Raw genomic sequence first — 25,290 nt, forward strand, 5'->3', positions numbered from 1 at the left:
CTTAGCGGCTTATTTTAAATTGATTTTTCTAAAATACTTGGATTTGCAAGTTTCCTTGCTCGATCCATAATTTCTAATAACGAGCGATAATCTTGTGTGATTAATTTTTTTTCATTTTCAATCTTTACTAGCTGCTCTTTTAGTTTCTCGTTTTCTTGCTTTAATAGAGCTGCTTCGTCTTTATTCATTGCACTATCTTTCATTGATTTGAGGAATTCTATCACATCTTCCAAATCAACTTGCTTTAATACTGGTGCTGCTTTTGACACTGTTTGTTCTTCCTTTTCTGGAGCAATCGCTTCTTCTGGAATCGCTTTTTTCATTTGTACTCTTGATTGTTCTCGCTTCAAAGCGGTCCGCTTTTTTTTCGCGATTGCAACCTCCGCTTCATACTTCTTCCGGATAGCAGAGTTCCACCGAAACCCACAAGCTGCACTTGTTCGTGATAATTTATCTGCTATTTCCTCAAAAGCCGCTAACTGAGTACTCCCTTCACGAATATGGCGCAGTACCGTTTCTGCTAATTGCAAATCATCCTCATGGGACCACGCATCTTGACGGTTAGCCGTCATTCGTAACCCTCCTCTTCCTGATCAAGAATTGCCTATTAAATCTTATGCTCTTCTTTCACTAATTAGACGTTTTACTATTAAAACAGACTGCCCACTGTTAAGCTTTATTATTCACAAAAAAACAGAAAGCCAGATTGGCTTTCTGTTTTCATGTATTATTTTGATGCCACTTTTTCACCTTTGTACGTTCCGCATTCTTTACAGATGCGGTGAGAAAGTTTGTATTCCCCACAATCAGGGCACGCTACCATACCAGGTACTTCTAATTTGAAGTGAGTACGGCGCTTATTTTTTCTCGTTTTTGATGTCTTTCTAAATGGTACTGCCATTGGTTACACCTCCTTAAAACATTCGGGCGATACATCGTGCTACTCTTTATCAAAAAACTTTGCTAAATCCGCAAGTCTAGGATCAACTTGCTTCTTTTTAGCTTCATCTGTAACTAGTTCCCACCCATTTCCAGATGGTGGGGCTAGTGCATCAGAAGGATTGTCCGCAAAAACTTGAAGTGGAATTTTAACCAGAACATGTTCTTGGATCACATGAGACAGGTCAATTATTTCACCTGAATAAGTGTATAAATCTTCCTCATCTAGTTCAGAAGGAGGCATTTCTCCTTCAGGGACAAAATGCGCTGTACCTTCAAGTAAAAACGGCCATGCCACATCCGCCAATGTGCGGGCACAAGCCAATGTTAAATCCCCACTCAGCTTAAACTTAAATGTATACACATTCCGTTTTGCTGTAACGGTTCCTTCAAGCCGAATATCACTTGCGGCGCGTACATCCTGATGTTCCGTTAAACGATCTTCGATTTGAACAATTTCATCAAATTGAATCGTTTCATAACGAGCTTGCTGAAGCTGCTGAACAGTCCATTTCATCTAATACTCACCCCATAAGGCAACAAAAATCATTATAAAACCACGACTTAGGAATGTCAACCTTTTTTCTTTACAGTGATCACTAAGCTTCCGTGTCAACTGTTAGTGCGCTATACTAAATGGATAGATACACTTATGTTATTTTATCACGTGTGACAAGGAAGTGCAAAGTATCGAGGAGGTTTTATTATTGAAAGCGGTTGGTGTCGTCGTTGAATACAATCCGTTTCATAACGGTCATAAGCATCACCTTCAAATGGCACGAACACAGGCTCAAGCAGACGTAGTTATCGCTGTCATGAGCGGTTCGTTCTTACAACGCGGTGAACCCGCTATACTATCACGGTGGGCCCGAACCGAAATGGCACTCTCTTCAGGTGCGGATATTGTTGTTGAACTTCCATATGCCTATTCTGTGCAAACTGCGGAACGTTTTGCCGAGGGAGCCGTTCACATCCTCTCTGCACTCGGGTGTACGAGCCTAAATTTCGGTAGCGAAGCAGGGGAAATTACTCCATTCATTTCATTGGTTACTTTTATGTCTAAACATAAGCAGCGCTATAATGAACATGTACAACATTTCTTAAAGCAAGGAAGCTCCTACCCGAACGCAAGTGCCTCGGCATTTGCACTACTAGAAGGTTCCGAGCAATTACTTCCGTTATCGAAACCAAACAATATACTTGGCTTTCATTATGTCCAAGCAATTCGAAAGCTTCATTCAGCTATGAAACCTGAAACGACTCTTAGAATCCAATCGGATTATCACGAGACGACAATTAAAAAAGGACCCATTGCAAGTGCGACGAGTATTCGTAATGCACTCAATAACGGAAAACCGATTGATAATGTTGTCCCTCAAAAAACAGCAGAACGGATTGATCATTATCAGGACGAACACGGATTGCTCCACTTTTGGGAACGCTATTTTCCGTACCTTCATTACCAAATTACAACTCGTTCACCAGAAGAAATTAGACAGTTTGCAGAATGTGAAGAAGGCATTGAGTATCGGTTAATTGAGACAGGATTAAAAGCGAGCACTTTTGAGGAATGGCTTTCCTTGTTAAAAACAAAACGATATACGCGTACGCGTTTGCAACGATTATTTGTTCATTTATTGACATCTACTCGGAAAGAAGAATTGGAATCTATTCACACTAGTTCCCTTCAATATATAAGGTTGCTCGGTATGAATGATCAAGGACGTAACTATTTAAAACATTATAAAAAACATTTGCCTGTTCCGCTTCTCACAAAACATGCAGAGTTGAAACGCTTTGGGACAGCTGGTCAGCTAGATTTACGGACAGCCCACTGTTATTGGCTTTGTCTTCCCAGTGAAAACATATCCAAACAATTAACAGCAGAATATAAACAGACACCGATATACACAAAGAAACACGGCATTTAAAATGCCGTGTTTCCATTAATTATTGTCCGGCAAACTAATTAAGAATTCGAGAGCCTCGTCTATTGTATCGATCGGAATAATTTCCATTGATGTATTGATTGACTCTGCTGCTTCCTTTGCCTCTTCATAATTTGACCCGACCGCTCCCTTTTGATTAGGCACTAGAAAGAAATCCGCGCCTTCTCTATTTGCGGCAACAACTTTTTGGTTTGCTCCTCCAATTGGTCCAACATTACCTTGTTCATCAATCGTTCCTGTACCAGCGATTTCGTAACCTTTCGTTAAATCTATTTCTAGTAATTGACTGTATATCTCTAACGAAAACATTAAACCGGCAGACGGACCACCAATTGCACCAGCTGTAATTGTTACTTCTGGATCGAATGATGCGGTTCTATTTGTAACAGGTCCAACAATCCCCACTCCAACTCTTCCTTGACTAACATTCGCTTCTTCCGGAAATTCTGTAAATACGAGTATTTCAGTCCGTATCTCTCCATTATAGTCAACCGTGAGCTGAACTTCTTCTCCATCATCAAATCCAGACAATTTTTGTAGCAGTTCCTCTTCCGTTCGAACATCTTCTCCATCTACCTGTGTAATCAAATCACCGGCTTTAATGACATTATCTGCAGACATGCCATCAATTGTATCCGTTATATAGACGCCGTTGTATTCAATATCCACCTCTCCAATACCTGCGGCTTGGTATGCAGCAATTTTTGCATTTTCTTGCGAATTATTCATAAGAATTCGTTGCCGCTCATCGTATTCATCATCTGACAAATCTTCTGGAGCAGGATACAATGATCTAAATTCGCTAAAAACTGACCAAAACGCTAAAATCGGTGTAGCTTTAGCACTTCGAATTGTCGTTAACATAAAGGAACCCGTGTCGTCTTTGTAACCTTCCTCTACATCAATCATTCCCTCTAATGTTTGGGCGATTCCTGGTTGGCTATAGTAATAGGGCAATTCCCATCTCCCTAATAGTAATATAACGATGAAAAGAATTACCCATCGTTTCCAAGCAAACTTGCGCCGATTTTCCTCCATCATTTACCTCCATTGCTCAATCAACTTCCGTATCATCGGCAATTGTTGCTTACACGCTTCTGCCCCTTGTTCAATTAACAAATCTGTTTCAGAAAAATCAAGTGGGGATGAATGCCTAATAATAGGTCTTATTAAAAGATCAGCTCCTGATTCTTGTTTCCTAGCTAATTCTCTCCCCATAATATCCATTGTTTGCATAACAATTTCGTGAATCGATGGTGACTCGAGTGTGGATCGAAAAAAAGAAACATCAACTGCAAGCACAATATCTGCCCCCATTTCCCGAACAACAGATACAGGAACCCGTTCAACAACCCCTCCATCTATTAACGTGCGCCCGTTGAATTGCACTGGAACGAACACTCCAGGTATCGACATACTTGCCCGAACTGCTTTTGCAACATCTCCTTGCTTAATAACAACTCGTTCACCAGCAAGCAAGTCAGTCGCAACCACTTGGACAGCAGGTTCTAACTCTTCTAACTTCATTCGTTTCGCCAAAAGCCTGATCAAGCTTTCAATCTTGCGTCCAGCCACTAGACCTTGTCTCGAAACTGTAAAATCTAAATAATACTTACGTTTAAATAATTTTGCAAAAGACTCCATCGTCTCAATGGAATGACCGACGCCATGCATAGAAGCGACAAGTGCACCCATGCTACTTCCAGCAAGATACTGAATATGAATTCCAGCTTCATGTAATGTCCGCAATACACCAATATGGGCAAAACCTCTAGCTCCACCAGACCCAAGAGCCAGTCCTATCGCCGGGCCGTTTGTACCCATTACTGGTCCCTCCTTTATTTTACTTGTTCACTTAGCCTGATTCAATCTTATGGTCTAAACATTTTCCATATGCGTATATTTAAGAGGACATGCATCCGTAGTTTCGTCGAAGGAGGTTGACTTCATGAAAGAAGTTCGAGCTACATCCCTACTCAAAACAGTCATTCTCGCATCTTCTGCCCTTATTCTTGCATTTTCCCTTATGCTTTTTCCAAAAGAAGCGCTAGAAGCCTCTACTCGTGGCCTTGAGATGTGGTGGAATGTTGTATTCCCTTCACTGTTACCATTTTTTATTGTCTCTGAGCTACTAATTGGCTTTGGTGTTGTTTCGTTCTTAGGCGTATTATTAGAACCGCTAATGCGTCCCCTTTTTCGCGTTCCAGGAATCGGCGGTTTCGTATGGGCAATGGGACTCGCTAGCGGAAATCCAGCTGGAGCAAAGCTAGCTGTTCAAATGAGAAAACAAAACCGAGTAACAAGAGTTGAGGGTGAACGACTTGCCGCATTTACAAATTCATCTAACCCCCTATTTATCTTTGGGGCCATTGCAGTTGGTTTTTTTCACAATCCTGCCTTAGGAATGGTTCTTGCGCTTGCTCATTACCTCGGAAATATCCTTGTTGGGATTGTCTTACGTTATTATGGACGAGATGAAATGAATCATAAATCAAATAGTCGCATATCCAAAACATCAATCCAAAATGCATTGCACCTACTACACCAAGAACGGGTTAGCGATGGACGGAGCATCGGCAAGCTTCTTGGCGACGCCGTTCAATCCTCGATTCAAACATTACTTTTAATAGGTGGTTTCATCATTCTTTTTTCCGTTTTAAATGCTCTATTATCTTTAATTGGGATTATTGCAATTATCGCCTCTGTATTCGGTATTCTATTTACTTTAGTTGGATTGCCTTCTAACTTAGCTGAACCATTTATAGCAGGTCTGTTTGAAATTACCATAGGCGCACAGGCAATAAGTCACACGACAGATACGAGTTTATTCGCTCAAGTTATTATTGTTTCTTTTGTACTCGCCTTCGGTGGTTTTTCCATTCAAGCACAGGTAGCGAGTATTTTAGCAGAATCAGACATTCGTTTTAAACCATTCTTTTTCGCTCGACTTTTACACGGGATTTTTGCAGCTATACTTTCTGGTATTTTCTATCGTGTCTTTTATAAGCCCGAATCAAAGGAAACGATGGGGAATTTAATTCCTAACATCGATTCATCAATCGCTTATTACTGGAATGTTTTTCAGCAGACTGCCCCATATATCACACTAAGCGCTTTACTACTTTATATCGCTTTGGCTACAAACATGTATAAGCGCACGACTCTTCGTTAACGTTTATAAGCATTAGCCAATGCATCTGCTACTGGCTTAGGCACAAGCCTTGATACATTTGATCCATAACTAGCTGCTTCTTTTACAATACTTGAGCTAATAAAAGCATAGGCTGGCTTTGTCATAAAAAAAACAGTCTCAATTTCAGGAGCTAACTCTTTATTCATAGATGCGATATTCATTTCATAATCAAAATCGGAGCTTGACCTTAGACCACGAACAATCGCCGTGGCCTTCTTTGCTTTCGCGAACTCAACAAGTAAACCGTCAAATGTATCAATTTTGACATTATCTAAATGTCCAGTCACTTTATGTAGAAGGTCCAAACGTTCTTTTAATGAAAGCAGAGGACTTTTCTTATTATTAGTCAGTATTGAAACCACTACCTCGTCAAACATCGTAGCTGCCCGTTCAAATAAATCAATATGTCCATTTGTAACAGGATCAAAACTTCCTGAACAGATTGCTCTTTTCATCGAGAAGACCTCCTTTCATAAAGTGAGATTCGTGTGTCCCCATATAATTCATCACGCACCTTTAATAATCCACCTATATCTATAGGCAAAGTTGTTACCGCACCTGTTTCACAGACAATTGTCCCACCAACTTGCAAAAGATCATAATCACTTATAAGAGCTAACCCTGTTTTTAACTGTTGTTCTGCTTTTGCATAAGGTGGATCTAAAAAGATTAATGAAAAAGTTGCTTCTCTCTTAATTAGAGCTTTTAATGCCCTCATACTATCGTTCCGATACACGCTTGATTGGTCTTGTAAACTAGTGTGAGCTAAATTAGCGTGAATCGTTTCAATCGCTTGCTTCTGGGAATCAACAAATACACAAGACTTAATCCCGCGACTTAATGCTTCAATACCAAGTCCACCGCTCCCAGCATATAAATCAAGACAACTACCATCTGCAAAAAAAGGTCCTACCATGTTAAATATTGCTTCTTTTACTTTATCAGTTGTCGGCCTTGTTTGTTTTCCTGGAACAGCCTTTAATTGTAATCCACCTTTTTCGCCTGCGACAACTCTCATACAATCACCTGTTATTATAATATTTTTCTATCCTACCATCTTCACAATATATGTATAAAGCAAGGTTGGTACGTGCATACTTAGTTTAGCAGCACTGAACGTGTTGCGACAACCGCGGAGAAGACTTACATTTCCCCATAAGTTCTTCCTCCGGTTTCTCCTCTCCCATTGCCGTGTGAAATTCATGGCAGGCGTTCTTCCATCGTGAAGAACGCCTTTTTTTCTCGACTTTGTACGCAACCCATGCTATCGTTTTAGCAAACTAGGGTAAAGGAGTATATAATGATACAACGATTTATTGAACTTGGAGAAGGCTATGCCGATTATTTTGAACTTATTGAGCTAACAAAAAACAATGCTTCTCGCATCCATTCATGTATACAACTAGAAGCAGGCGAGAACAAAGTATCTCTCGCCGTGGCCCTCTCTCCTCCAACAGACACTCGTTTTATGCCAATCTATTTGTGTTGTGAAGGTCTACATAAAAACAGCAAACGAATTTCACAATTTGAGGAGCTTGCTACAAGCCTTGGTCATCACGTCCATGTAATATGTGTCCAAGAGAAAAGCTCTTTTTACGACCGAGCACTATATAATCAATATTTGCTTGGTTTATTGCGCATGCAACATATTCTTCCACCAATGCGATAAAATAAACCAGGCACTTGGCCTGGTTTAGATCCCTAATTTATAATCATATTCCTTTGCTTTATCTGGTTTTGCATTCTGATAATCTGTGCTAATGAATGGCCTCATCGAAGGCTTAACATCAGTAACGAAGTGAAATGAGGAAAGCTTGTCCATTAATTCCGCAACTTTAGCCTGATCACAATAAAAAACCACATACTTCATCTTCTTTGAAACGTATTGCACATGCCCAAAACGTCGCAGCTGTCTCGCATATTTTAATGAAGTTAGCCACACAACAATTCCTTGGCGATTTTGGCTGATCATTCGAACGGCTCCTTTTGAAAAATTCTCGTCTGTATTTTATCACAATTCTTTCTATATGTACAAAATACAAAAAATCATGCAGCCGCTATCCGCAGCTGCATCCTTTTCCAGATCCGCAGCCACCACTGCATGACATGGAATCAAAAAACGGGTTCCCCGTTGGTACTTTAATCGAGGGTGAGACAGTGTGAGCAATCACAGCACTTAACTCATTTAACAGTGACTCTAGCTCCGTCTCTGCCTGTTTAAAAGCCATAATCCGCTCATCTTTATCTAATTCACGTTTTGCAACGCGTATTTCTTTTGAGACAGAAGTATAATCTGGATGGTATTTCCCGAACCGCTGCACTTCTTCATGAGCGAGCTTCACTTTCTTGAAACGCTCAACTTTAGCTTGAGCTTCCGGGCTTTCATTCAAACGATTGCGTGCCATACGATAATCCTCAAACACATCCGACTCTATGACCATCGCCGCTAATTCGTCCGATGCCTGAAGCATCTCCATTGCATCCATTGTTGCAAGCATGATTGCACCTCCCCTTCATATTGTAGCACGAACTCTTTCAAACCTACAGTGGTTTTCACATTGACATTAAGACAAATCCCACTTATACTTTTTGCGATTAGCTAGGAGGAGAAGTATGTGAACCTTATAACATTTAACCCCTTTCGTACAATCGGTATTCCGGGGATTGATTATGTTAAACCAGAGAAAATGTTTGATGAGCATAAAAAAATACAAGCAGCTGATTTGTGCTTATTTCCTGAGAACTGGCAAGTAACAAGCCTCGTTTACGGTCATAAAAAAGCGATTTTTCCGAGTATCGAAAGCATTCAACTAGGTTATAGCAAAATTGAAATGACTCGTGCCCTGTGGACTGTTTGCAGGGAGCATGTACCAAAAACACGTATCTTGGGGACAAGTACAACAACAATAGATGAAATTCTAAATACATTTACATTCCCATTTGTAGCGAAGACTGTCCGCTCGTCAATGGGAAAAGGCGTCTTTCTCATTCATACAAAAGAAGATTTCTTAAATTATGCAAGGAATCATGATGTGCTATATGTACAAGAATACATTGAAAATTACCGAGACTTACGCCTTTGTGTCATAGGCGATAAAGTTGTGAACAGCTATTGGCGTGTAAACGAGGACGGTTTCCATAACAACGTAGCGCAAGGAGGAGAAATTTCATTTGATAATGTTCCCGAAGCTGCAATCGAACTAGTAGAACGTACTGCTCGCTCTTTAAACATTAATCATGCTGGATTTGATATCATCGTAACCAATGATCACTTATACATTCTTGAATTTAATACACTCTTTGGAAATCAAGGTTTTCAAGAACAAGGTCTACGTGTTGAGAACTTTATTTTTGACTATATTAAAATAATCAGTAACGAATCAGCTTAAGCTAATTCGTTACTGACTGTACAGTTTCAGTCACCGTACTCTGCCCCATTTTAATCATTTCCATCAGCATCATAACCATGCTTACATTGTTCTGCATTTTTTCTACCCGTTGCGGAAACGTTTTCCCGTAAAAATAATTTGCTTCTTTTTCCATCTCACTAATTTTTTCAGGTTGTCTCGACAAACTTCGGTACCATTGTGGATGATATCGAAGAAACTCTTTTAACTCTGGTTGTTCAATTAATTTTCTGCGAATTTCTTCTCTCATCGCTCATCACCTCTTAATCTCTACGAAATGAAAATGGTGAATCACTTTCTTGTCTCCTTACTGGTTCCTGAGGCTTTTGAAACGTCTGCATTAAATTTTGAACATTTCCTAGTACAGAACTAAACTGAGTTAAATGAGATTGTAAGTCTTGAACATTCATCTTCTTCACAAGCCCCATTAATTGCCCTAAAAATTCACCTGTACCACCAGCGCCAGATTCATCTGACGATGTAGCATTCTCACTCGTTTGATTTTCATCTTGTTTTTGATTCACGTTTGCATCCACTTTTTCTTCTTGAATAGGCTCTTGCATAAACGCTCTCCATTGCTCATGATCTGCGCCAAGTACGGTCCATTCTTCATATACATGTTGGAGCTTCCGATGCCCCTCTTGGACTTCTGTCATTATGCCTGGGTGCTTTTTGACGAATTCCTTGAATTCCTGTACAGAAGGATGCAAATTGGATTGGCTTTCCATCTGTATCATCCCTTCAATTCAAATTATATAATAGTATATCCATTAGCCCGGTCCAACGTTCATCTTTTTTTTGCTATCGTTAGGGTAGATTTGATACACTAGAAAAGATGTTTTGAAAACGACTGATGAAAAGGTGACTGAATTTGGATCTAAACAAAAAAATACACTCTTATTTGCAAGAAGCAACGGATGAAGAAACAGCTGTACTCGACCAAATTATTGACGGGTTGCTCGCCACACAAAGAAAAGAGCAACTTACATATTTATCAGGTATCACTCATGCAGAAGCAACCATACCAAACAAGGATACCTTCGCCATTCGTGTCCCTATTACACCTTTAATCCATAACCCATTAAACATTGTCCATGGCGGTATGACAGCTACCTTACTGGACTCAGCCATGGGCGGTGCTGCTATGCAAGTGTTACCAGATCATTTAACCGCTGTTACATCTCAGCTAAACATCCATTACCTACGTCCTGGTACAGGGAAAACACTTGAATGCAAAGCTACCGTTGTCCATGCAGGTAAACAACTTATCGTAGTTGAAGGAAATGCTTTTGATGATCGTAATCGAATGATCGCAAAAGCAACTGGCACTTTCTTTGTTATCCCTAGAAAGTAGCGTTTATTTTTTAAGTTCAAAGGGTCGGAATTCTCTTTCTAGGGACCAAACCTTTGAAGTTTACACTACTAATCTCATCCGAACAATGATTAGAGGTTCATCTATCACTACAAATGAAAGATAAATAAATCACTCTCTTAACTTTCTTGTTCCTAGTAAATAAAAATAAAAACTGCATTGTCATTGTGATTATCAGATATCCTCACAATGACAATGCAGTTTATTTTATTTACGTAGTTGATTCTTCTCTCACTGTGGTTTCCAGAAATTTTGCGTATAATACTCACCATACACACCTACCCCGAGGTATGTAAAGTCATGGTGCAACAAATTTACCCGATGCCCCTCACTATTTAACCATCCCTCGACGGCTGCAATACCGTCTACATATTTCAATGCAATATTCTCACCGGCCCTCTCAAAAGGAACTCCTCCCGTTTCAAAACGGTCAGTTAAAGTTCCCCGCAACGGTGACTTATGGTCAAAATATTGTTCATCATGCATATCTAGAGAGTGAAGATAAGCTATGTCAGAAACTTCTTCAGACCATTCCAGCGTGTGTAGATTGTGATAGGTACGAATATGGTTTGTATGTTCGAATATTTGACGTTCGTTCGCTGCTTCAACTTCTTTCTGTTCTTCTTCGGTTAAAGTTGGCTTTTCCGGCAAATCCGCAGTATAACTTAGTGAATAAGGCTTTTGTTTTAATAAAACATCTGATGTCATCAAACGGATCGAAGATACCTCATCTGTATGAATATCCATATATACTTGCAACCAATTATCTTCAACTTGCGCGAGAGGCCTCATTTCAAAATCTAAATCTGTTAAACGAAATGTAAACAGGCCAGACTCTGTTTCAACCGGCACATTCCTTTCAAATGTAAATGATGAAGCAAGTTCACTAAACCCTGCCCTTTCATTTCCTAAAAGACCACTTACAAGAGTACCACTTGCCACAATACTAACAACACGATCTTGTTCTACGCCAATAATCATGTACCCATTTTCAAACTGAGGATATACCCAAGAAGTGTATCCAAAAGCGGAAGGGTCTCGTCTTTCTGGTTCACCAAAGCTGGATAATACATCTTCACTAGAACTTTCTAGTAAAGCGCCAAGATTAACGGTTGCTTCTGCAGCTTGTTCGGTTTCATTCACTTCTTCGACTTCGTCAGTTTCTTCATCTTCATTTAAACGTTCAAAACGTGCTGGATATGTAAGTTCTTTCCCTTCCACCAAAGAAGATTGTTTTTTCTTAACGAAAGAAGCACTTGTTTCATTTATAGGATACTGAGTGTATTCATATACTAAGACAGCCAAAATCGCTGATAACACTCCAAGCAATACCAAACGTTTAATCATTTGCTCCACACCCCTTTCAGCATTTATCATACATTCGGATTTTGTTATCAATATCCTTTCACTAGTCTTGGTGCAATGTGTCTTTTTCTGTCTTTAAATGAACTTAAGTGAAAAGATAGCGTTTACCGTTGCATACGAAAGCGTTTCATACTATGATTAAGAAGTGAGAAACAGTTGCCAGTTAAGGAGGAAAACCTGTGAAATTTACCGAAACAGGACTTGATGAACATGAAGTGAAATTCTCAATCGCGCATCACGCTGCAGAATCTCTAGGATTTGTCCACGCGGACCAATGGGATTATGAACGTGCCATGTTTGACTACAAAATGGTACATCACGAAGGAACATTTTATTTACGTGTTCCTGTTTATAGTGTGAAAGGTGACATACCTGCAGCAACTACCATGGTGCAAATCATGCCTCCAATTCTTGGAAAGCATTATTATCCCCATGGAGTTGAATATGAAGGTGAAACTTTTCCACAAGCAATCATTGATAAATGCGAAAAGAAACTATCTCTTTTAGCGAAAACGATTAAAAGTGAAATGTAAAAAAAGAGCTGTCGCACAGACGGCTCTTTTTTTTAGAATTCACGCTACTAGGAAGCCTTGCAACAACAGAGCAACGTCACAATTTAAAAAGAATCGTTATATGCGTATTTATTTATTTGTTTGATCGATTATTGCATATAACCGATAGCTATCATCAGACCCTTCTGCTACATGGAAACGGACATGACGCTTAATTTCTTCGCTTTCATCGCCAGTTATTATTCGGACTTCTTCAGTAGCATCTACAAAATAGTCTCCTTCATCAGGTTCGTACCAAGCAGACTCAACTTCAAAAGAGACAAGTTCTTTGAACGATCCATTTTTCTGCAAATCTTCCCTGTACCGATGTAGTGCATGATAAAAAGAAGTGTTTGGAATTAGAAACTCTTCTTCAAGTCTATCTGTTTTATTTTCGTTTATAGCTTGAATCATCTCTTCTTTATAAGCAGTCACAAAAGCGGTTAACTCATCAGCAAGATCATCAGAAACGGCCTCAAGTTCTTCTGGTTCTGAATAACCACAACCTCCAAGTACCATTGTTAGCAATACGAAACTGCTTGCTAAAAAACGTTTCACTGCTTGTCCTTTCTGTTACCTAACCTTTAAACTCGTGTCTCCAAGTATAACGAACACCAGCAAAAAGGGGAACCATTAATAGTAAGGTGAAATCAAGATGTAAACTAACACACCTGTAAAACTAACATATAGCCATATTGGCATCGTCCAACGGGCTATTTTTTTATGACGTTCATTCTCCATATTCCACGCCCTAGCAACACTTGTTAAGGCTAGAGGAACAATAGCGGCAGCTAAAACAATATGTGTAATCAAAATGAAATAATAGAAATACATCAAAAAACCGCTCCCGCCATACGCGGTCGATTCAGAGAGAAAATGGTGGGCAACATAAGTAATTAGGAAAAAAGTTGTTGTTCCAAACGCAGCGTAAATAAAACGGCGATGTACAGTCACCTTTCGCTTCAATATCGCGATAAGTGCTCCTACTAAAAATAAGAATGTAAATGTGTTAAAAATCGCATTCATTAAAGGCAGAATGGTGACATCAAATAAATCAAAGTCATCCACACCAGGTAGACCCGCAAGTATACCAATCGCACCTATTAATACAATTGAAATAATAATTATTGCTGGTCGATAGTTTCTTTTTTTTACAGGCTGATTAGAGCCACTGTTCATCTTCACCACTCCTAATGTTAAGCACTGATTTATTTAGTATACTACAAAACCATATATCTCAACACCAACTGGCATGTTTCAATCTGATGAACATTTAAAAACTCTGCCGAAATTCGGCAGAGTTTATTAGTCTTAATACTTAACAACACCGATAAGCAACATAAGTGCCACAATCGTTGGCATTGTAACAAAGATACCAGTAATCATAAATACAGTGGCCCAAGTATGATCTTTATCTTTCATGTGCATAAAGAACAGTAGTTGGAGCAACAGCTGAACAACAGCCAAAATTAAAATAAATGGTACTGCAAAACTATTTGGAACTGCCTCAGCCGCAACTGCTGCAAATGCAAGCACTGTTAAAAAGAGCAACAATACAAAAACAACAATTTGCTTACGAATATCTTTTTTCATATCGCGTTTTTCTTCGGCAGTCATTGCGCTTTTATCAAACGGTTTGCTTAAGTGATCGTCAGCCATATTAATATCCTCCCGCTCCCATTAAGTAAACAACAGTAAAGATAAATACCCAAACGACGTCAATAAAATGCCAGTAAAGACTTGCGACATAGAATTTTGGTGCATTCGTGAGCGTAATACCTGAGCGGATATTTCGCACGATTAGCAATGTAATCCAACCTAGTCCAAATAGTACATGGGCACCATGAAGTCCAACTAATGTATAGAATGCGGATGAAAATGCGCTAGTTGTGAAGCCAAATTCATAATCATGGACATAATGCTGGAACTCATAAATTTCGAGTCCTAAGAAAACCATACCAAGCACAACCGTTACAATCATCCATGCCATCATTTGTTTAAACTTATTCTTTTTCATCGCAAACATCGCAAAGACACTTGTCATGGAACTAGTTAATAAAATCATTGTCATGAGAAAAACTAAAGGTAACGTAAACAGTTCAGACGATGATGGACCATCTCCGATTCCATTTCTCAAACCTAAATATGTTCCAAAGAAGGTAGCAAACATAATCGTTTCTCCGCCAAGAAAGAACCAAAAACCAAGAAACTTATTTTTCCCTTCAAGTGTTGCCCGCTCCGGGTGAGATGGCAATCCTTTTGTAGTATCGACTGTACCAGCCATTATTTGCCACCTCCCTGTTTTTTAAGATCCGCTTTAACAACACTTTTTGGAATATGGTAACCATGGTCATCATTTAAAGAGCGTAATGCCATACCACCAAATGTTAACAATCCACCTAAAGCAACAACGATCCAAGGACTAAGCATTGGGTTTTCCATTTCAAGCATGATTAATCCAAAACCAAGGAAATAAAGCCCAATTGAAATAACTACTGGTAAAATTGATCCGTTTGGCATATGAATGTCATCTACTGGTTCCGCAGGTTTCATCGTTCCATCACCATGCACTTTTTCATAGAACAAAGGATCAAGTGATCGCACTTGAGGAGTTTGTGCAAAATTATACTCTGGAACTGGAGTTGGTGTAGCCCATTCAAGTGTACGAGCATCCCATGGATCATTAACACCAATAACACGTTCCCCTTTTATTGCAGAGTAAACGATATTAATGACTAGAACAATAACTGCCGCTGACATAAAGAACGTGCCAATTGTACTAATCATGTTAAATTCATCAAGACCTTGACCACCTAGGTATGTATATACACGACGTGGCATCCCCATCAAACCTAAGAAGTGTTGCACAAAGAATGTCATATGGAAGCCGATTGTGAAAAGGATAAAGAAGATAACACCTAACTTCTCATTCAGCTTATGATTAAACATTTTTGGATACCAGTAAAACAGTCCTGCAAACAATGCAAGTACGATTCCTCCAACAATAATGTAGTGGAAGTGAGCAACTACAAAATACGTATCATGGTATAAGTAATCGACCGGTGCCATTGCAAGCATAACACCAGTTACACCACCTAGAACAAACGTAGGAACAAAAGAGGAGGCAAATAACATTGCAGTGTTAAATGTAATTTTCCCGCCCCACATTGTAAATAGCCAGTTGAATATCTTTATACCTGTTGGCACAGCAATTGTCATTGTTGCAATTGCAAAGATTGAGTTTGCGACCGGCCCAATACCAACTGTAAACATATGGTGCGCCCAAACCATGAATCCAAGAAAAGCGATAATCATTGTCGCAAACACCATTGCTGTATAACCAAATAGGCGTTTTCTTGAAAAGGCAGGGATAACTTCAGAAATAATCCCAAATGCAGGCAATACTAAAATGTATACTTCCGGGTGTCCAAAAATCCAGAAAATGTGCTGCCAAATAACAACATTTCCTCCTGCAGCTGGATTAAAGAACTGTGCATCAAAGATCCGTTCTAGCATTAGCAAAGCAAGACCTGCAGCTAATGGTGTAAACGCGAATAAGATCAATGTTGATGTAACAAAGGATGTCCATACAAATAGTGGTAGACGCATCATTGTCATCCCAGGTGCACGCATGTTAATGATTGTAACAAGGAAGTTAATTGCTGAGATAAGCGTACCAATCCCAGAAACTTGCAAACCAAGCACATAAAAATCTAATCCAAGTTGGTTTTCATTCAGTGATAATGGTACATAGGCTGTCCACCCTGCATCTGGCCCTCCACCAAAGAACCAACTTGTTGAAAGCAATAATCCTCCAGACAAGAAAATCCAGAAACCGAGTGCATTTACAAATGGAAATGCAACATCTCGTGCCCCAATTTGCAAGGGTATGACAAAATTCATAAAAGCAAATAATAGCGGCGTTGCTGCGAGGAACAACATAATCGTTCCATGCATTGTTATAAATTCATTAAATGTCTGACCGCTCAAAAATGTATTATCAGGCATAATAAGCTGGATTCGCATAAATACAGCCATTAAACCTGCTTTCAAGAAAAACAACGTCCCAGCAATCAAATACATGATGCCAAGTTTTTTATGGTCGACTGTTGTTAACCAGTCCCACACAACGCCTTTTTCTTTTTTATAACTAGCCAATACAAGACCCTCCTTTACACGTTCATCCTATTTATTAGTCTTGGTCAGCCCCACGAATTTGCAATGAACGCAAATACTCAATCAAATCAGCCATATCCTCATCGCCAATCTCAGGATGATCTGGCATATTGTTTCCTTGCTTCATTGATTGTGGGTCTCTAATCCAATTCGCTAAAGCTTCATCGTCATCAAAATCATAGACACCTGCAAATTTTTGACGATCTCCAAAGTTTGTTAAAGCTGGACCCATTGCTGTACCTTGTCCCCCAACTGCATGGCAATTGATACATGCATTTTCTTGGAAAACTTCATAACCAGCTTCAGCATCTGCCATTGTGTCTTCGGTTTCAACAGCTGACATTTCCTCCACCCACGCATCATAATCATCACGTTCAAGTGCAATGACTTTAAAATCCATTAAGGCATGAGAAGGACCACATAATTCGGCACATTTCCCTAGAAAAACACCAGGTTCATCTGCTTGCAACCATAATGCATTCGATATTCCTGGAATATTATCCACTTTACCTCCAAGTGCTGGCACCCAGAATGAGTGAATGACATCTTCTGCATTTAATTCAAAAACAACTCGTTCTCCAGCAGGAATATATACTTCTTGCCCCGCAGTAAACCCTTCTTCATAATCAAATTGCCACCAATACTGATGACCAGTTACGTTTATGTACACTGAATCTTCATGTTCCGCTGGATCTGCATCGACATGAAATTCAAACGTTCCTGTAACCGTTGGAATAAATAAAATAATGAGCAAAATAACAGGAATGACTGTCCACGTAATTTCCATCGCAGTATTACCATGCACTTGTTTTGGAAGCTCATCATCGCCTTCTTTCCGGCGGAATTTAATGACTATGATAAAGAAAATCGCAAATACGACAATAGATACAAACGCCATAATAATAAGCGAGATGATCATATTATCATAAATCCATTGTGCAGCTTCCCCTTTTGGATCAAGTGCAGTCAGGTTCTCTTCGCCTAAACAGCCTGATAAAAAAACAAGCATAAGCAAAACCGGCGTAAGGCGCCACATGTGGTTTTTAAACATTGGTGTTGTCCCTCACTTTCTGTACTATTTGTCTTAATCCTTTCCTAATAACAGCTACTTCCATGCTGTTTGTCCAAACCCATACGCAACCGTATACATTTTTTCAGCAAAAAAAGACATGCGAAAATTAGCATAACGGTAAGCCCATCTCGTAGTTGTCAAACTCTTTTCAATAAGCTTCTACTTGATTATACCCCAAAATGTGGGCGGTTTCATCAAATTCCTTTTGTTCACAGGATTTTCATATTCACAAACGTCAAAGAATGTTCGCAACTGAAAAATTGACTTTACCCCGCTAATTTTCTTATCATGGAGGAAGTACGTTAAGACCCAACCTAACTTTATCATATTTTACAACAAGTTTATAGAAGGAAAGGTGAAACGATTGCATAAAGGATTAAAAAGATTTGGCGTCATCACCTCTTTAGGCGTTTTGCTCGTCCTTATTCAAGGGGCTCTTGTTACGAATACTGGGTCAGGTGAAGGGTGCGGACAAACGTGGCCACTTTGCTTTGGACAAGTGATTCCAATTGATCCACCACCAGAAACCGTCATTGAATTCTCACACCGCTTAATTGCAGGTATAGTAGGAATGCTCGTTATCTTTATGGCCATTTGGTCTTGGAGAGCGTTAAAACATTTACCAGAAACAAAATCATTGTCTATCATCTCTGTATTTATGATTATTTTTCAAGGTTTGCTAGGAGCTGGCGCTGTTGTTTTTGGTCAGTCTGATCTCATTATGGCTCTTCACTTTGGTTTTTCAGCTCTCTCATTTGCTTCAGTCGTTTTATTAACACGACTCGCATTTGAAGATAGTAACCCTCGAAAACAGTATGTACCGATCGTCTCCAAAGCATACAAGTGGTTTGTGATTGTCACAACGATTTATGCATACTTAGCAATTTACACTGGTGCATATGTTAAACATAAAAATGCTACCCTCGCTTGTTCTGGTTTTCCACTTTGTAACGGTGAATTAATTCCAAGCGTTTTTCATGATTTAATTGGCGTTCAGTTACTTCATCGCGCTGCAGCAATGTTGCTAGCGTTATTGTTAATTATTTTATTTATATGGACGTTAAAAGCATTTCGCAAACAAAGTGTTTTAGTTTTCTGTGCGACACTTACCATTCTTCTAGTTGCTGGACAAGCCGCTTCTGGAATTGCTGTCGTACTAACAGAAAACGCCACACTAACAATTGGTATATTCCATGCATTGTTAATTTCCCTTTTATTCACAGTTCTTTGTTACATGGTAATGCTAGTTACTCGTAAAAATAAAGACCGCTATAAAAAATAAGAAAATCCCGCCTGGCAAATTGCCAAGCGGGATTTCTATTATTCTATTTCGATTAGCAAATCACCGGTAGCGATCGATTCTCCATCTTTCGCAAATACTTTTTTAACCGTCCCATCTTTTGCAGCTTGAACAGTCGTTTCCATTTTCATTGCTTCTGTAATCATTAAATGATCGCCTTTTTGAACTCGATCTCCTTCTGAAACTAGTGCTTTCACAACTGTTCCAGGCATTGACGCTCCAATATGCCCAGGGTTATTTTTTTCCGCTTTTGGGCGTGTGATTGCAGTTGTTTTTACATCTAAATCTTGAATGTTTACTTCTCTCGGCTGACCATTTAATTCAAAGTAAACGATGCGTGTGCCATCAGGCTGAGGATCGGAAACAGAAATCAACTTAACAATCAATGTTTTACCTTGTTCAATTTCCACTTCAATCTCTTCTCCTAAATGTAAACCATAGAAGAAAGTTGGCGTATCAAGAACCGAGACGTCCCCGAACCGCTCCGAAAACTGTTCATACTCCATAAACACTTTTGGGTAAAGAGCGTATGATAGTACATCATGGCTTGTCACTTGACGCCCAAGTTCCTCATACAATTCTTTACTGACTTTCTTAAAATCAATCGGCTTCATTTGTGCACCTGGTCGACCTTGAAGTGGTTCTTTCCCTTTTAGAATGATCTTTTGTAACGTTTCAGGGAACCCTTGATATGGCTTTCCTAATTGACCTTGAAAGAATTCAACGACTGAATCTGGAAAATCAAGACTCTCTCCTCGTTCAAAGATCGCTTCTTCAGTAAGTTCATTCTGCACCATATATAAAGCCATGTCTCCAACCACTTTTGATGAAGGAGTTACTTTGACAACATCACCAAACAAGTCATTCACTCGACGGTACATACGCTTAACGTCATTCCACTTTTCATATAAGCCTACCGCTTTTGCTTGCTGCTGCAAATTACTATACTGTCCTCCAGGCATTTCATGTTCGTAAACTTCCGTATGCGGTGCATTCATACCACTTTCAAAACCTCTATAAAACTTTCTTGTTTCATACCAAAATTGATCAAGCTTCTCATATGTCTCAATATTCATTTTCGGTTGGCGTCCAGTGCCAGCAAGAGCATAATATAAACTATTCGCACTTGGCTGTGATGTAAGACCAGCCATCGAACTAACCGCAACATCTACAATGTCAACACCCGCTTCAACTGCACGCGCGTATGAAAATACGCCATTTCCACTCGTGTCATGCATATGCAAATGAATGGGAATATTGACCGTACTCTTTAACTCACTTACAAGTTGATAAGCTGCTTCTGGTTTAAGTAATCCAGCCATATCTTTGATTGCAAGAATATGCGCACCAGATTGCTCAAGTTCAGTCGCCATTTTCTTATAATAAGCCAAATCATATTTTGTTTTATTTTTATCAAGAATGTCTCCTGTATAACATAACGCCGCTTCCGCCACTTTTCCGCTCTCACGTACCGCATCTATTGCAGGCTTCATCGCCTCAACCCAATTTAAACTATCAAAGATTCGGAAAACATCAATTCCCGCTTCTGCTGACTTTTGAACAAAGTCATGAATCACATTATCTGGATAGCTTGTATAACCTACACCATTCGAGGCACGTAATAGCATTTGAAAAAGGACATTCGGTGCTTTTTCACGAAGAACAAGCAGCCTCTCCCATGGGTTCTCATGCAAGAAACGCATGGCAACATCAAATGTGGCACCGCCCCACATTTCCATTGAGAATAATTCTGGCAACAAATGAGCAGTTGGTTCCGCTATTTTTTTCAAATCATGTGTACGAACTCTTGTAGCTAAAAGAGATTGATGAGCATCTCGGAACGTCGTATCTGTTAGTAAGACATTTTTCTCTGCTTTTATCCACTCTGCTAATCCTTCTGGTCCCTTTTCATCTAAAATTTGCTTAGTGCCCGCTGGAACGTCCATTTTAGGATTAAATTCCGGTAAAAGTGGCTTATCAAACAATGGTTTCTCTCCCTTAGTTAATCCGGGGTATCCATTTACCACCGTCTCTCCAATAAAGGAAAGCATTTTAGTTCCTCGGTCCTTCCGCTTAGGGAACACAAACAGCTCTGGTGTTTGATCGATAAAACTCGTGTTGTACTCACCATTTAAAAACTTCGCGTGGGTTACAACATTTTCTAAAAACGCAATGTTTGTCTTAATACCTCTAATTCTAAATTCACGTAAGTTACGTACCATCTTTAAAGAAGCCGCTTCAAATGTTAATGCCCATGTTGAAACTTTGACTAATAATGAATCATAATGCGGACTAATTACCGCTCCCTGAAAACCATTCCCAGCATCAAGACGTACACCAAAACCACCACTTGATCGATATGCATTTATTCTTCCTGTATCAGGCATAAAGCCGTTTGCTGGATCTTCTGTAGTCACACGAGATTGTATTGCATAACCAAAACAATGAATATTTTCCTGTGAAGGAATATTGATTTCTTTCTCGTGCAAATTATGTCCTGCTGCAATTTTTAATTGTGATTGCACAATGTCAATTCCTGTAATCATTTCCGTAATTGTATGCTCCACTTGAACACGCGGATTTACTTCAATAAAATAAAATGTTCCATCTTCTGTTACTAAAAACTCAACCGTTCCAGCATTAACATAACCTACATTCGCCATCAATTCTACGGCAGCTTCACAGATTCGAGTTCTCACATCATCTGTAAGTGATACACTCGGTGCAATTTCAACTACTTTTTGGTGTCTTCGTTGGACTGAACAATCACGTTCATGCAAGTGCACAATATTTCCGTGTTTGTCCGCTAAAATTTGTACTTCAATATGTTTTGGCTGCTCAACAAATTTTTCAACGTATACTTCATCATTACCAAAAGCTGATTTCGCTTCTGATTTTGCACGGTCATAAGATTCACTCAATTCTTTTTCGGTTCTTACGATTCTCATACCGCGACCGCCTCCGCCAAGAGACGCTTTTATAATAAAAGGATAGCCATGCTCGTTTGCAAAGGCTTGAACATCTTCGAGTCCAGAAACTGGGCCGTCACTCCCTGGAATAACAGGTAAACCAGCTTTAACTGCTTGTCCACGCGCTTGGATCTTGTCCCCAAACATATGTAGGTGTTCCAATTCAGGTCCTACAAAAATCAGACCTTCCTCTTTACAGCGCTTTGCAAATTCAATATTCTCTGACAAAAAACCATATCCCGGATGAATAGCGTCTACTCCATGTGCTTTAGCTGTAGCAATAATGTCTTCGATATCCAAATATGCGTCAATAGGCTTTTTTCCTTCACCAACTAAATACGCTTCATCAGCCTTATAGCGATGAAAAGCACCTGTATCTTCTTTTGAATAAATTGCGACAGTTCGAATATTCAATTCAGAGCATGCGCGAAAAATTCGGATCGCGATCTCCCCGCGGTTGGCGACAAGCACCTTATTAATCGTATGTAAATTATTCACAATGACAACCTCCCCATCAATCATTCATTTTCTTTTTATTATACTTTGCCTGATTTTATTCGTTTTGGCAACTAAATTGCTACAAATAACTTCATTTTGAAAATAAAAAGTGTATAAAAACCTTTTAAAATTACAGAAAAACCGGGGCACAAGGCACCGGTTCATTATTTTCTCATCGAAGCTTCATGAAGCAAAGCAAGTTTACGCTCCAATTCACTTAAGATATTTTTTCCTTTTTCTTCCTCTACGAGCCCAAGACGTATCGCAAAGTCTATCTCTCGCGACAAGCCAAACATCCGTGTATCTAAAACCTCTTCGTAGAGGGGGCATTGCGGCATTGTTAAATTCTCGAGCTGCACTTCAATAAGTTGGCGAATTTTCTCCGCATCCGCCTGCAAAAGCACATATGCTTTTTCGCTCTGACTTGTTACAGCATTCGTCGTCAAGGTATCCCCTCCTCGCCCAAGTATAAGTTCTACTTACATAGTATCTTTGTTTTCGCTAAAATGCAATCTTTTTAGCAACCCCAAAGTTTCCTTCCGTGACAAACAGAAACCAAACGATTATACTTTCACTTAGGTTCATTAATGGAGGGATAAAATGCAAGAGTTTGTTTTTTTTATTTCTGGAAAAGTCAAGAAAGCTTTAACGATTGATCCAACAGTCTGGATTTTTGATGAACGGAAAATCGACTTAGACGCATTCTTTTTAGCAGGAGCGAACTTGCCAGAAGATAATGATTTAACTGATTACACGCGTAAAATCTCCGCACAATTTGACCGGGAAATGCTTGAAGGCTCTGAGCCGCCTAATCCAAACCGAGACTCAAATCGTATTAAATACAATCGGCAGGAACTAATAAACGGCTCATTTGGAATGCCCTTAAAATCATTCATACGAAATGCCGCACCATTTGATGAGGTTTCAACGATTGACGTAGAAACGACCAATGGTGACGTTCACACACTCTCGATTGATCAAAGTGATTTTCTGATCGCGGCGTTTTCCAAAGAGGGAAAACCATTAAGAGAAGACGGACCTGTACATCTTTACATAGCAGACGGCACAAAGCACGACCCGATCAGAAACGTTAGTAAGCTACATTTTAATTAAAGTAAATCCGCAGCAAGCTGCGCCAGTGCTGAGCGTTCGCCTTTTACGAGTTTTATATGTCCGCTCAGCGCTTCATTCTTAAAGGTTTCGACAGCGTAAGTTAAACCATTCGTGTATTCATCCAAGTAAGGATGATCAATCTGCTGCGGGTCCCCCATTAATACGACTTTGCTCCGTTCACCCACTCTAGTTAAAATGGTTTTCACTTCATGTTTTGTTAGATTCTGTGCTTCGTCAATGATTATATATTGGTCAGGAATGCTCCTCCCTCGAATATAGGTTAATGCCTCCACTTGTATTGAACTCATGCCAGCTAAAATCCGATCAAGCTCCCCAGGTTTTTTTGTATCAAATAAAAATTCAAGATTATCAAAGATCGGTTGCATCCATGGCTTTAACTTCTCTTCTTTCTCTCCTGGCAAATAACCGATATCTTTTCCTAAGGGTACAATTGGTCTTGCCACAACTAATTTTTTGTATAAGTGCAAGTCTTCCGTTTGTAACAATCCAGCAGCAAGAGACAGCAACGTTTTTCCAGTTCCAGCTTTACCCACAAGCGTTACAAGAGGTAAATCATCACGCAATAAAAGCTCTAACGCCATTTTTTGTTGAGCATTCCGAGGCTTAATTCCCCACACATGCTCATGCTCACCAATTAACGGTTTTACATATTGACCTAATAAATCAACTTTTCCAAGAGCCGAGCTAGAAGTGCGCATCAAATCTTTTAGTATGACAAACTGATTAGGGTAATAAAGACCACCGCCTAATTCGGTAACAGCGATTTGACCTTCTTTATAATAACGGTCTATAATGCTTTGATCCACATATACATCTTCGAACCCTGCGTATCCTTTATCCGTCTCAATGACCCTATCATTTAGAAAGTCCTCTGTTTGCAAATCAAATGCATCTGCTTTCACTCTTACTAATGCATCTTTTGAGACAAGTACTACTTGACGACCATCTGCTTTTTCCTTTTCTTCCATTTGCAGGTTTAATGCTACTGCGATAATTCGATTGTCGTTTGTCATCTCCGCAAACACATGTTTTAGATGCTGAAAAGACCTGTGGTTGAGTTCTACCCTAAACAATCCTCCTTGTTCTAACAACACCCCTTTATGGAGCTTGCCTCCCTCACGCAATTGATCAACCATCTTCGCAATCATTCTCGCGTTGCGTCCAATTTCATCCATGTTCTTTTTTTTTGAATCCACTTCTTCTAACACAACAGCTGGAATAACTACTTCATTTGGTTGAAATTGATAGATTGCATATGGATCTTGTAGCAAGACATTCGTATCTAGAACATAAATTTTATTTGCTTTGCTCAACTATTACGCCTCCCGACATGTGCGGCTAGGGTCTGATTGTATTTTGTACGGA

General features: G+C 39.5%; 29 protein-coding genes. 8 read left to right on the forward strand and 21 right to left on the reverse strand.

The genetic code is table 11. The features are described from left to right. Positions 1-14 precede the first annotated feature (14 nt). From BK584_RS05110 to BK584_RS05120, 3 genes are all read right to left on the reverse strand, one after another. Complete coding sequence (locus BK584_RS05110; RefSeq protein ID WP_078391593.1) at positions 15-572, reverse strand: RsfA family transcriptional regulator; 558 nt, start codon at positions 570-572, stop codon at positions 15-17. A 155-nt stretch (positions 573-727) separates the two neighbouring features. Next, entirely contained in the window at positions 728-901 is a 174-nt protein-coding gene (gene rpmF / locus BK584_RS05115) for a 50S ribosomal protein L32 (RefSeq protein WP_054708923.1), read from the reverse strand. 39 nt (positions 902-940) lie between these two features. Next, a complete protein-coding gene (locus BK584_RS05120; protein ID WP_078391594.1) occupies positions 941-1,456 on the reverse strand; it encodes a YceD family protein in 516 nt (171 codons plus the stop codon). 190 nt (positions 1,457-1,646) lie between these two features. On the opposite strand from BK584_RS05120, the gene BK584_RS05125 reads away from it, so the two are divergent. Then, on the forward strand, positions 1,647-2,870 hold the full coding sequence (locus BK584_RS05125) for a nucleotidyltransferase (RefSeq protein ID WP_078391595.1): 1,224 nt from the start codon (positions 1,647-1,649) through the stop codon (positions 2,868-2,870). A gap of 15 nt (positions 2,871-2,885) precedes the next feature. Here BK584_RS05125 and BK584_RS05130 read toward each other — a convergent pair whose 3' ends face one another. Continuing rightward, positions 2,886-3,926, reverse strand: a complete 1,041-nt coding sequence (locus BK584_RS05130; RefSeq protein WP_245808806.1) for a SepM family pheromone-processing serine protease — start codon at positions 3,924-3,926, stop codon at positions 2,886-2,888. A 3-nt stretch (positions 3,927-3,929) separates the two neighbouring features. Next, complete coding sequence (locus BK584_RS05135) at positions 3,930-4,712, reverse strand: patatin-like phospholipase family protein (protein ID WP_078391597.1); 783 nt, start codon at positions 4,710-4,712, stop codon at positions 3,930-3,932. A gap of 124 nt (positions 4,713-4,836) precedes the next feature. Between BK584_RS05135 and ylbJ the strand changes: the two genes are divergently transcribed. Then, the gene (gene ylbJ, locus BK584_RS05140) at positions 4,837-6,060 is read left to right on the forward strand and encodes a sporulation integral membrane protein YlbJ (protein WP_078391598.1); all 1,224 of its coding nucleotides are present in this window, start codon (positions 4,837-4,839) and stop codon (positions 6,058-6,060) included. Here ylbJ and coaD read toward each other — a convergent pair. Continuing rightward, positions 6,057-6,536 (reverse strand): pantetheine-phosphate adenylyltransferase, encoded by a 480-nt coding sequence (gene coaD, locus BK584_RS05145; RefSeq protein WP_078391599.1) that lies wholly within the window; start codon positions 6,534-6,536, stop codon positions 6,057-6,059. The genes ylbJ and coaD overlap by 4 nt on opposite strands. Then, positions 6,533-7,099 (reverse strand): 16S rRNA (guanine(966)-N(2))-methyltransferase RsmD, encoded by a 567-nt coding sequence (gene rsmD, locus BK584_RS05150; protein ID WP_078391600.1) that lies wholly within the window; start codon positions 7,097-7,099, stop codon positions 6,533-6,535. Before rsmD ends, coaD begins: the two co-directional genes overlap by 4 nt. A gap of 282 nt (positions 7,100-7,381) precedes the next feature. On the opposite strand from rsmD, the gene BK584_RS05155 reads away from it, so the two are divergent. After that, entirely contained in the window at positions 7,382-7,750 is a 369-nt protein-coding gene (locus tag BK584_RS05155) for a DUF7147 family protein (RefSeq protein ID WP_078391601.1), read from the forward strand. A gap of 24 nt (positions 7,751-7,774) precedes the next feature. On the opposite strand, the gene BK584_RS05160 is transcribed toward BK584_RS05155, so the two are convergent. Continuing rightward, positions 7,775-8,053 carry a YlbG family protein gene (locus tag BK584_RS05160; protein ID WP_078391602.1) on the reverse strand — a complete coding sequence of 93 codons (279 nt, stop codon included), beginning with the start codon at positions 8,051-8,053 and terminating at the stop codon, positions 7,775-7,777. A gap of 85 nt (positions 8,054-8,138) precedes the next feature. Further along, positions 8,139-8,579 carry a YlbF/YmcA family competence regulator gene (locus BK584_RS05165; protein ID WP_078391603.1) on the reverse strand — a complete coding sequence of 147 codons (441 nt, stop codon included), beginning with the start codon at positions 8,577-8,579 and terminating at the stop codon, positions 8,139-8,141. A gap of 117 nt (positions 8,580-8,696) precedes the next feature. On the opposite strand from BK584_RS05165, the gene BK584_RS05170 reads away from it, so the two are divergent. Beyond that, positions 8,697-9,470 (forward strand): ATP-grasp domain-containing protein, encoded by a 774-nt coding sequence (locus BK584_RS05170; RefSeq protein ID WP_078391604.1) that lies wholly within the window; start codon positions 8,697-8,699, stop codon positions 9,468-9,470. A gap of 1 nt (position 9,471) precedes the next feature. Here BK584_RS05170 and BK584_RS05175 read toward each other — a convergent pair whose 3' ends face one another. After that, a complete protein-coding gene (locus BK584_RS05175) occupies positions 9,472-9,738 on the reverse strand; it encodes a YlbE-like family protein (protein ID WP_078391605.1) in 267 nt (88 codons plus the stop codon). A gap of 13 nt (positions 9,739-9,751) precedes the next feature. Beyond that, positions 9,752-10,216 (reverse strand): YlbD family protein, encoded by a 465-nt coding sequence (locus BK584_RS05180; protein WP_078391606.1) that lies wholly within the window; start codon positions 10,214-10,216, stop codon positions 9,752-9,754. 143 nt (positions 10,217-10,359) lie between these two features. On the opposite strand from BK584_RS05180, the gene BK584_RS05185 reads away from it, so the two are divergent. After that, positions 10,360-10,842 (forward strand): PaaI family thioesterase, encoded by a 483-nt coding sequence (locus BK584_RS05185; RefSeq protein ID WP_078391607.1) that lies wholly within the window; start codon positions 10,360-10,362, stop codon positions 10,840-10,842. A 249-nt stretch (positions 10,843-11,091) separates the two neighbouring features. Here the strand turns inward: BK584_RS05185 and BK584_RS05190 are convergent, their stop codons facing one another. Continuing rightward, positions 11,092-12,207, reverse strand: a complete 1,116-nt coding sequence (locus BK584_RS05190; RefSeq protein WP_169871073.1) for a CAP domain-containing protein — start codon at positions 12,205-12,207, stop codon at positions 11,092-11,094. Between the two features lie 197 nt (positions 12,208-12,404). Between BK584_RS05190 and BK584_RS05195 the strand changes: the two genes are divergently transcribed. Then, positions 12,405-12,758 carry a YugN family protein gene (locus tag BK584_RS05195; protein WP_078391609.1) on the forward strand — a complete coding sequence of 118 codons (354 nt, stop codon included), beginning with the start codon at positions 12,405-12,407 and terminating at the stop codon, positions 12,756-12,758. Between the two features lie 108 nt (positions 12,759-12,866). Here the strand turns inward: BK584_RS05195 and BK584_RS05200 are convergent, their stop codons facing one another. From BK584_RS05200 to coxB, 6 genes are all read right to left on the reverse strand, one after another. Further along, the gene (locus BK584_RS05200) at positions 12,867-13,334 is read right to left on the reverse strand and encodes a TcaA NTF2-like domain-containing protein (protein WP_078391610.1); all 468 of its coding nucleotides are present in this window, start codon (positions 13,332-13,334) and stop codon (positions 12,867-12,869) included. 75 nt (positions 13,335-13,409) lie between these two features. Continuing rightward, a complete protein-coding gene (locus tag BK584_RS05205; protein WP_078391611.1) occupies positions 13,410-13,955 on the reverse strand; it encodes a DUF420 domain-containing protein in 546 nt (181 codons plus the stop codon). A 132-nt stretch (positions 13,956-14,087) separates the two neighbouring features. Continuing rightward, positions 14,088-14,435 (reverse strand): cytochrome C oxidase subunit IV family protein, encoded by a 348-nt coding sequence (locus tag BK584_RS05210; RefSeq protein WP_078391612.1) that lies wholly within the window; start codon positions 14,433-14,435, stop codon positions 14,088-14,090. A gap of 1 nt (position 14,436) precedes the next feature. Beyond that, positions 14,437-15,060: a cytochrome (ubi)quinol oxidase subunit III gene (locus tag BK584_RS05215; RefSeq protein ID WP_078391613.1), complete on the reverse strand. Its 624-nt coding sequence runs from the start codon at positions 15,058-15,060 to the stop codon at positions 14,437-14,439. Further along, positions 15,060-16,934, reverse strand: coding sequence for a cytochrome c oxidase subunit I (gene ctaD, locus BK584_RS05220; RefSeq protein ID WP_078391614.1), 1,875 nt, complete (start codon positions 16,932-16,934; stop codon positions 15,060-15,062). The genes BK584_RS05215 and ctaD overlap by 1 nt, the downstream gene beginning before the upstream one ends. A 34-nt stretch (positions 16,935-16,968) precedes the next feature. After that, positions 16,969-18,003, reverse strand: coding sequence for a cytochrome c oxidase subunit II (coxB, locus tag BK584_RS05225; protein WP_078391615.1), 1,035 nt, complete (start codon positions 18,001-18,003; stop codon positions 16,969-16,971). A 376-nt stretch (positions 18,004-18,379) separates the two neighbouring features. Between coxB and BK584_RS05230 the strand changes: the two genes are divergently transcribed. After that, positions 18,380-19,306, forward strand: coding sequence for a COX15/CtaA family protein (locus BK584_RS05230; protein ID WP_367579284.1), 927 nt, complete (start codon positions 18,380-18,382; stop codon positions 19,304-19,306). A 38-nt stretch (positions 19,307-19,344) separates the two neighbouring features. Here BK584_RS05230 and pyc read toward each other — a convergent pair whose 3' ends face one another. Further along, the gene (gene pyc / locus BK584_RS05235) at positions 19,345-22,815 is read right to left on the reverse strand and encodes a pyruvate carboxylase (RefSeq protein WP_078391616.1); all 3,471 of its coding nucleotides are present in this window, start codon (positions 22,813-22,815) and stop codon (positions 19,345-19,347) included. A gap of 140 nt (positions 22,816-22,955) precedes the next feature. After that, complete coding sequence (locus BK584_RS05240; protein ID WP_078391617.1) at positions 22,956-23,237, reverse strand: Fpa/YlaN family protein; 282 nt, start codon at positions 23,235-23,237, stop codon at positions 22,956-22,958. A gap of 154 nt (positions 23,238-23,391) precedes the next feature. Here BK584_RS05240 and BK584_RS05245 point away from each other — a divergent pair, with 154 nt between their 5' ends. Then, positions 23,392-23,904 carry a hypothetical protein gene (locus BK584_RS05245; RefSeq protein WP_078391618.1) on the forward strand — a complete coding sequence of 171 codons (513 nt, stop codon included), beginning with the start codon at positions 23,392-23,394 and terminating at the stop codon, positions 23,902-23,904. Here the strand turns inward: BK584_RS05245 and BK584_RS05250 are convergent. Next, the gene (locus BK584_RS05250) at positions 23,901-25,238 is read right to left on the reverse strand and encodes a PhoH family protein (protein WP_078391619.1); all 1,338 of its coding nucleotides are present in this window, start codon (positions 25,236-25,238) and stop codon (positions 23,901-23,903) included. The two genes, BK584_RS05245 and BK584_RS05250, sit on opposite strands and share 4 nt — an antisense overlap. Between the last annotated feature and the right edge of the window lie 52 nt (positions 25,239-25,290).

Origin of the sequence: Shouchella patagoniensis (genome assembly GCF_002019705.1) — a bacterium.
GTDB lineage: Bacteria > Bacillota > Bacilli > Bacillales > Bacillaceae_D > Shouchella > Shouchella patagoniensis.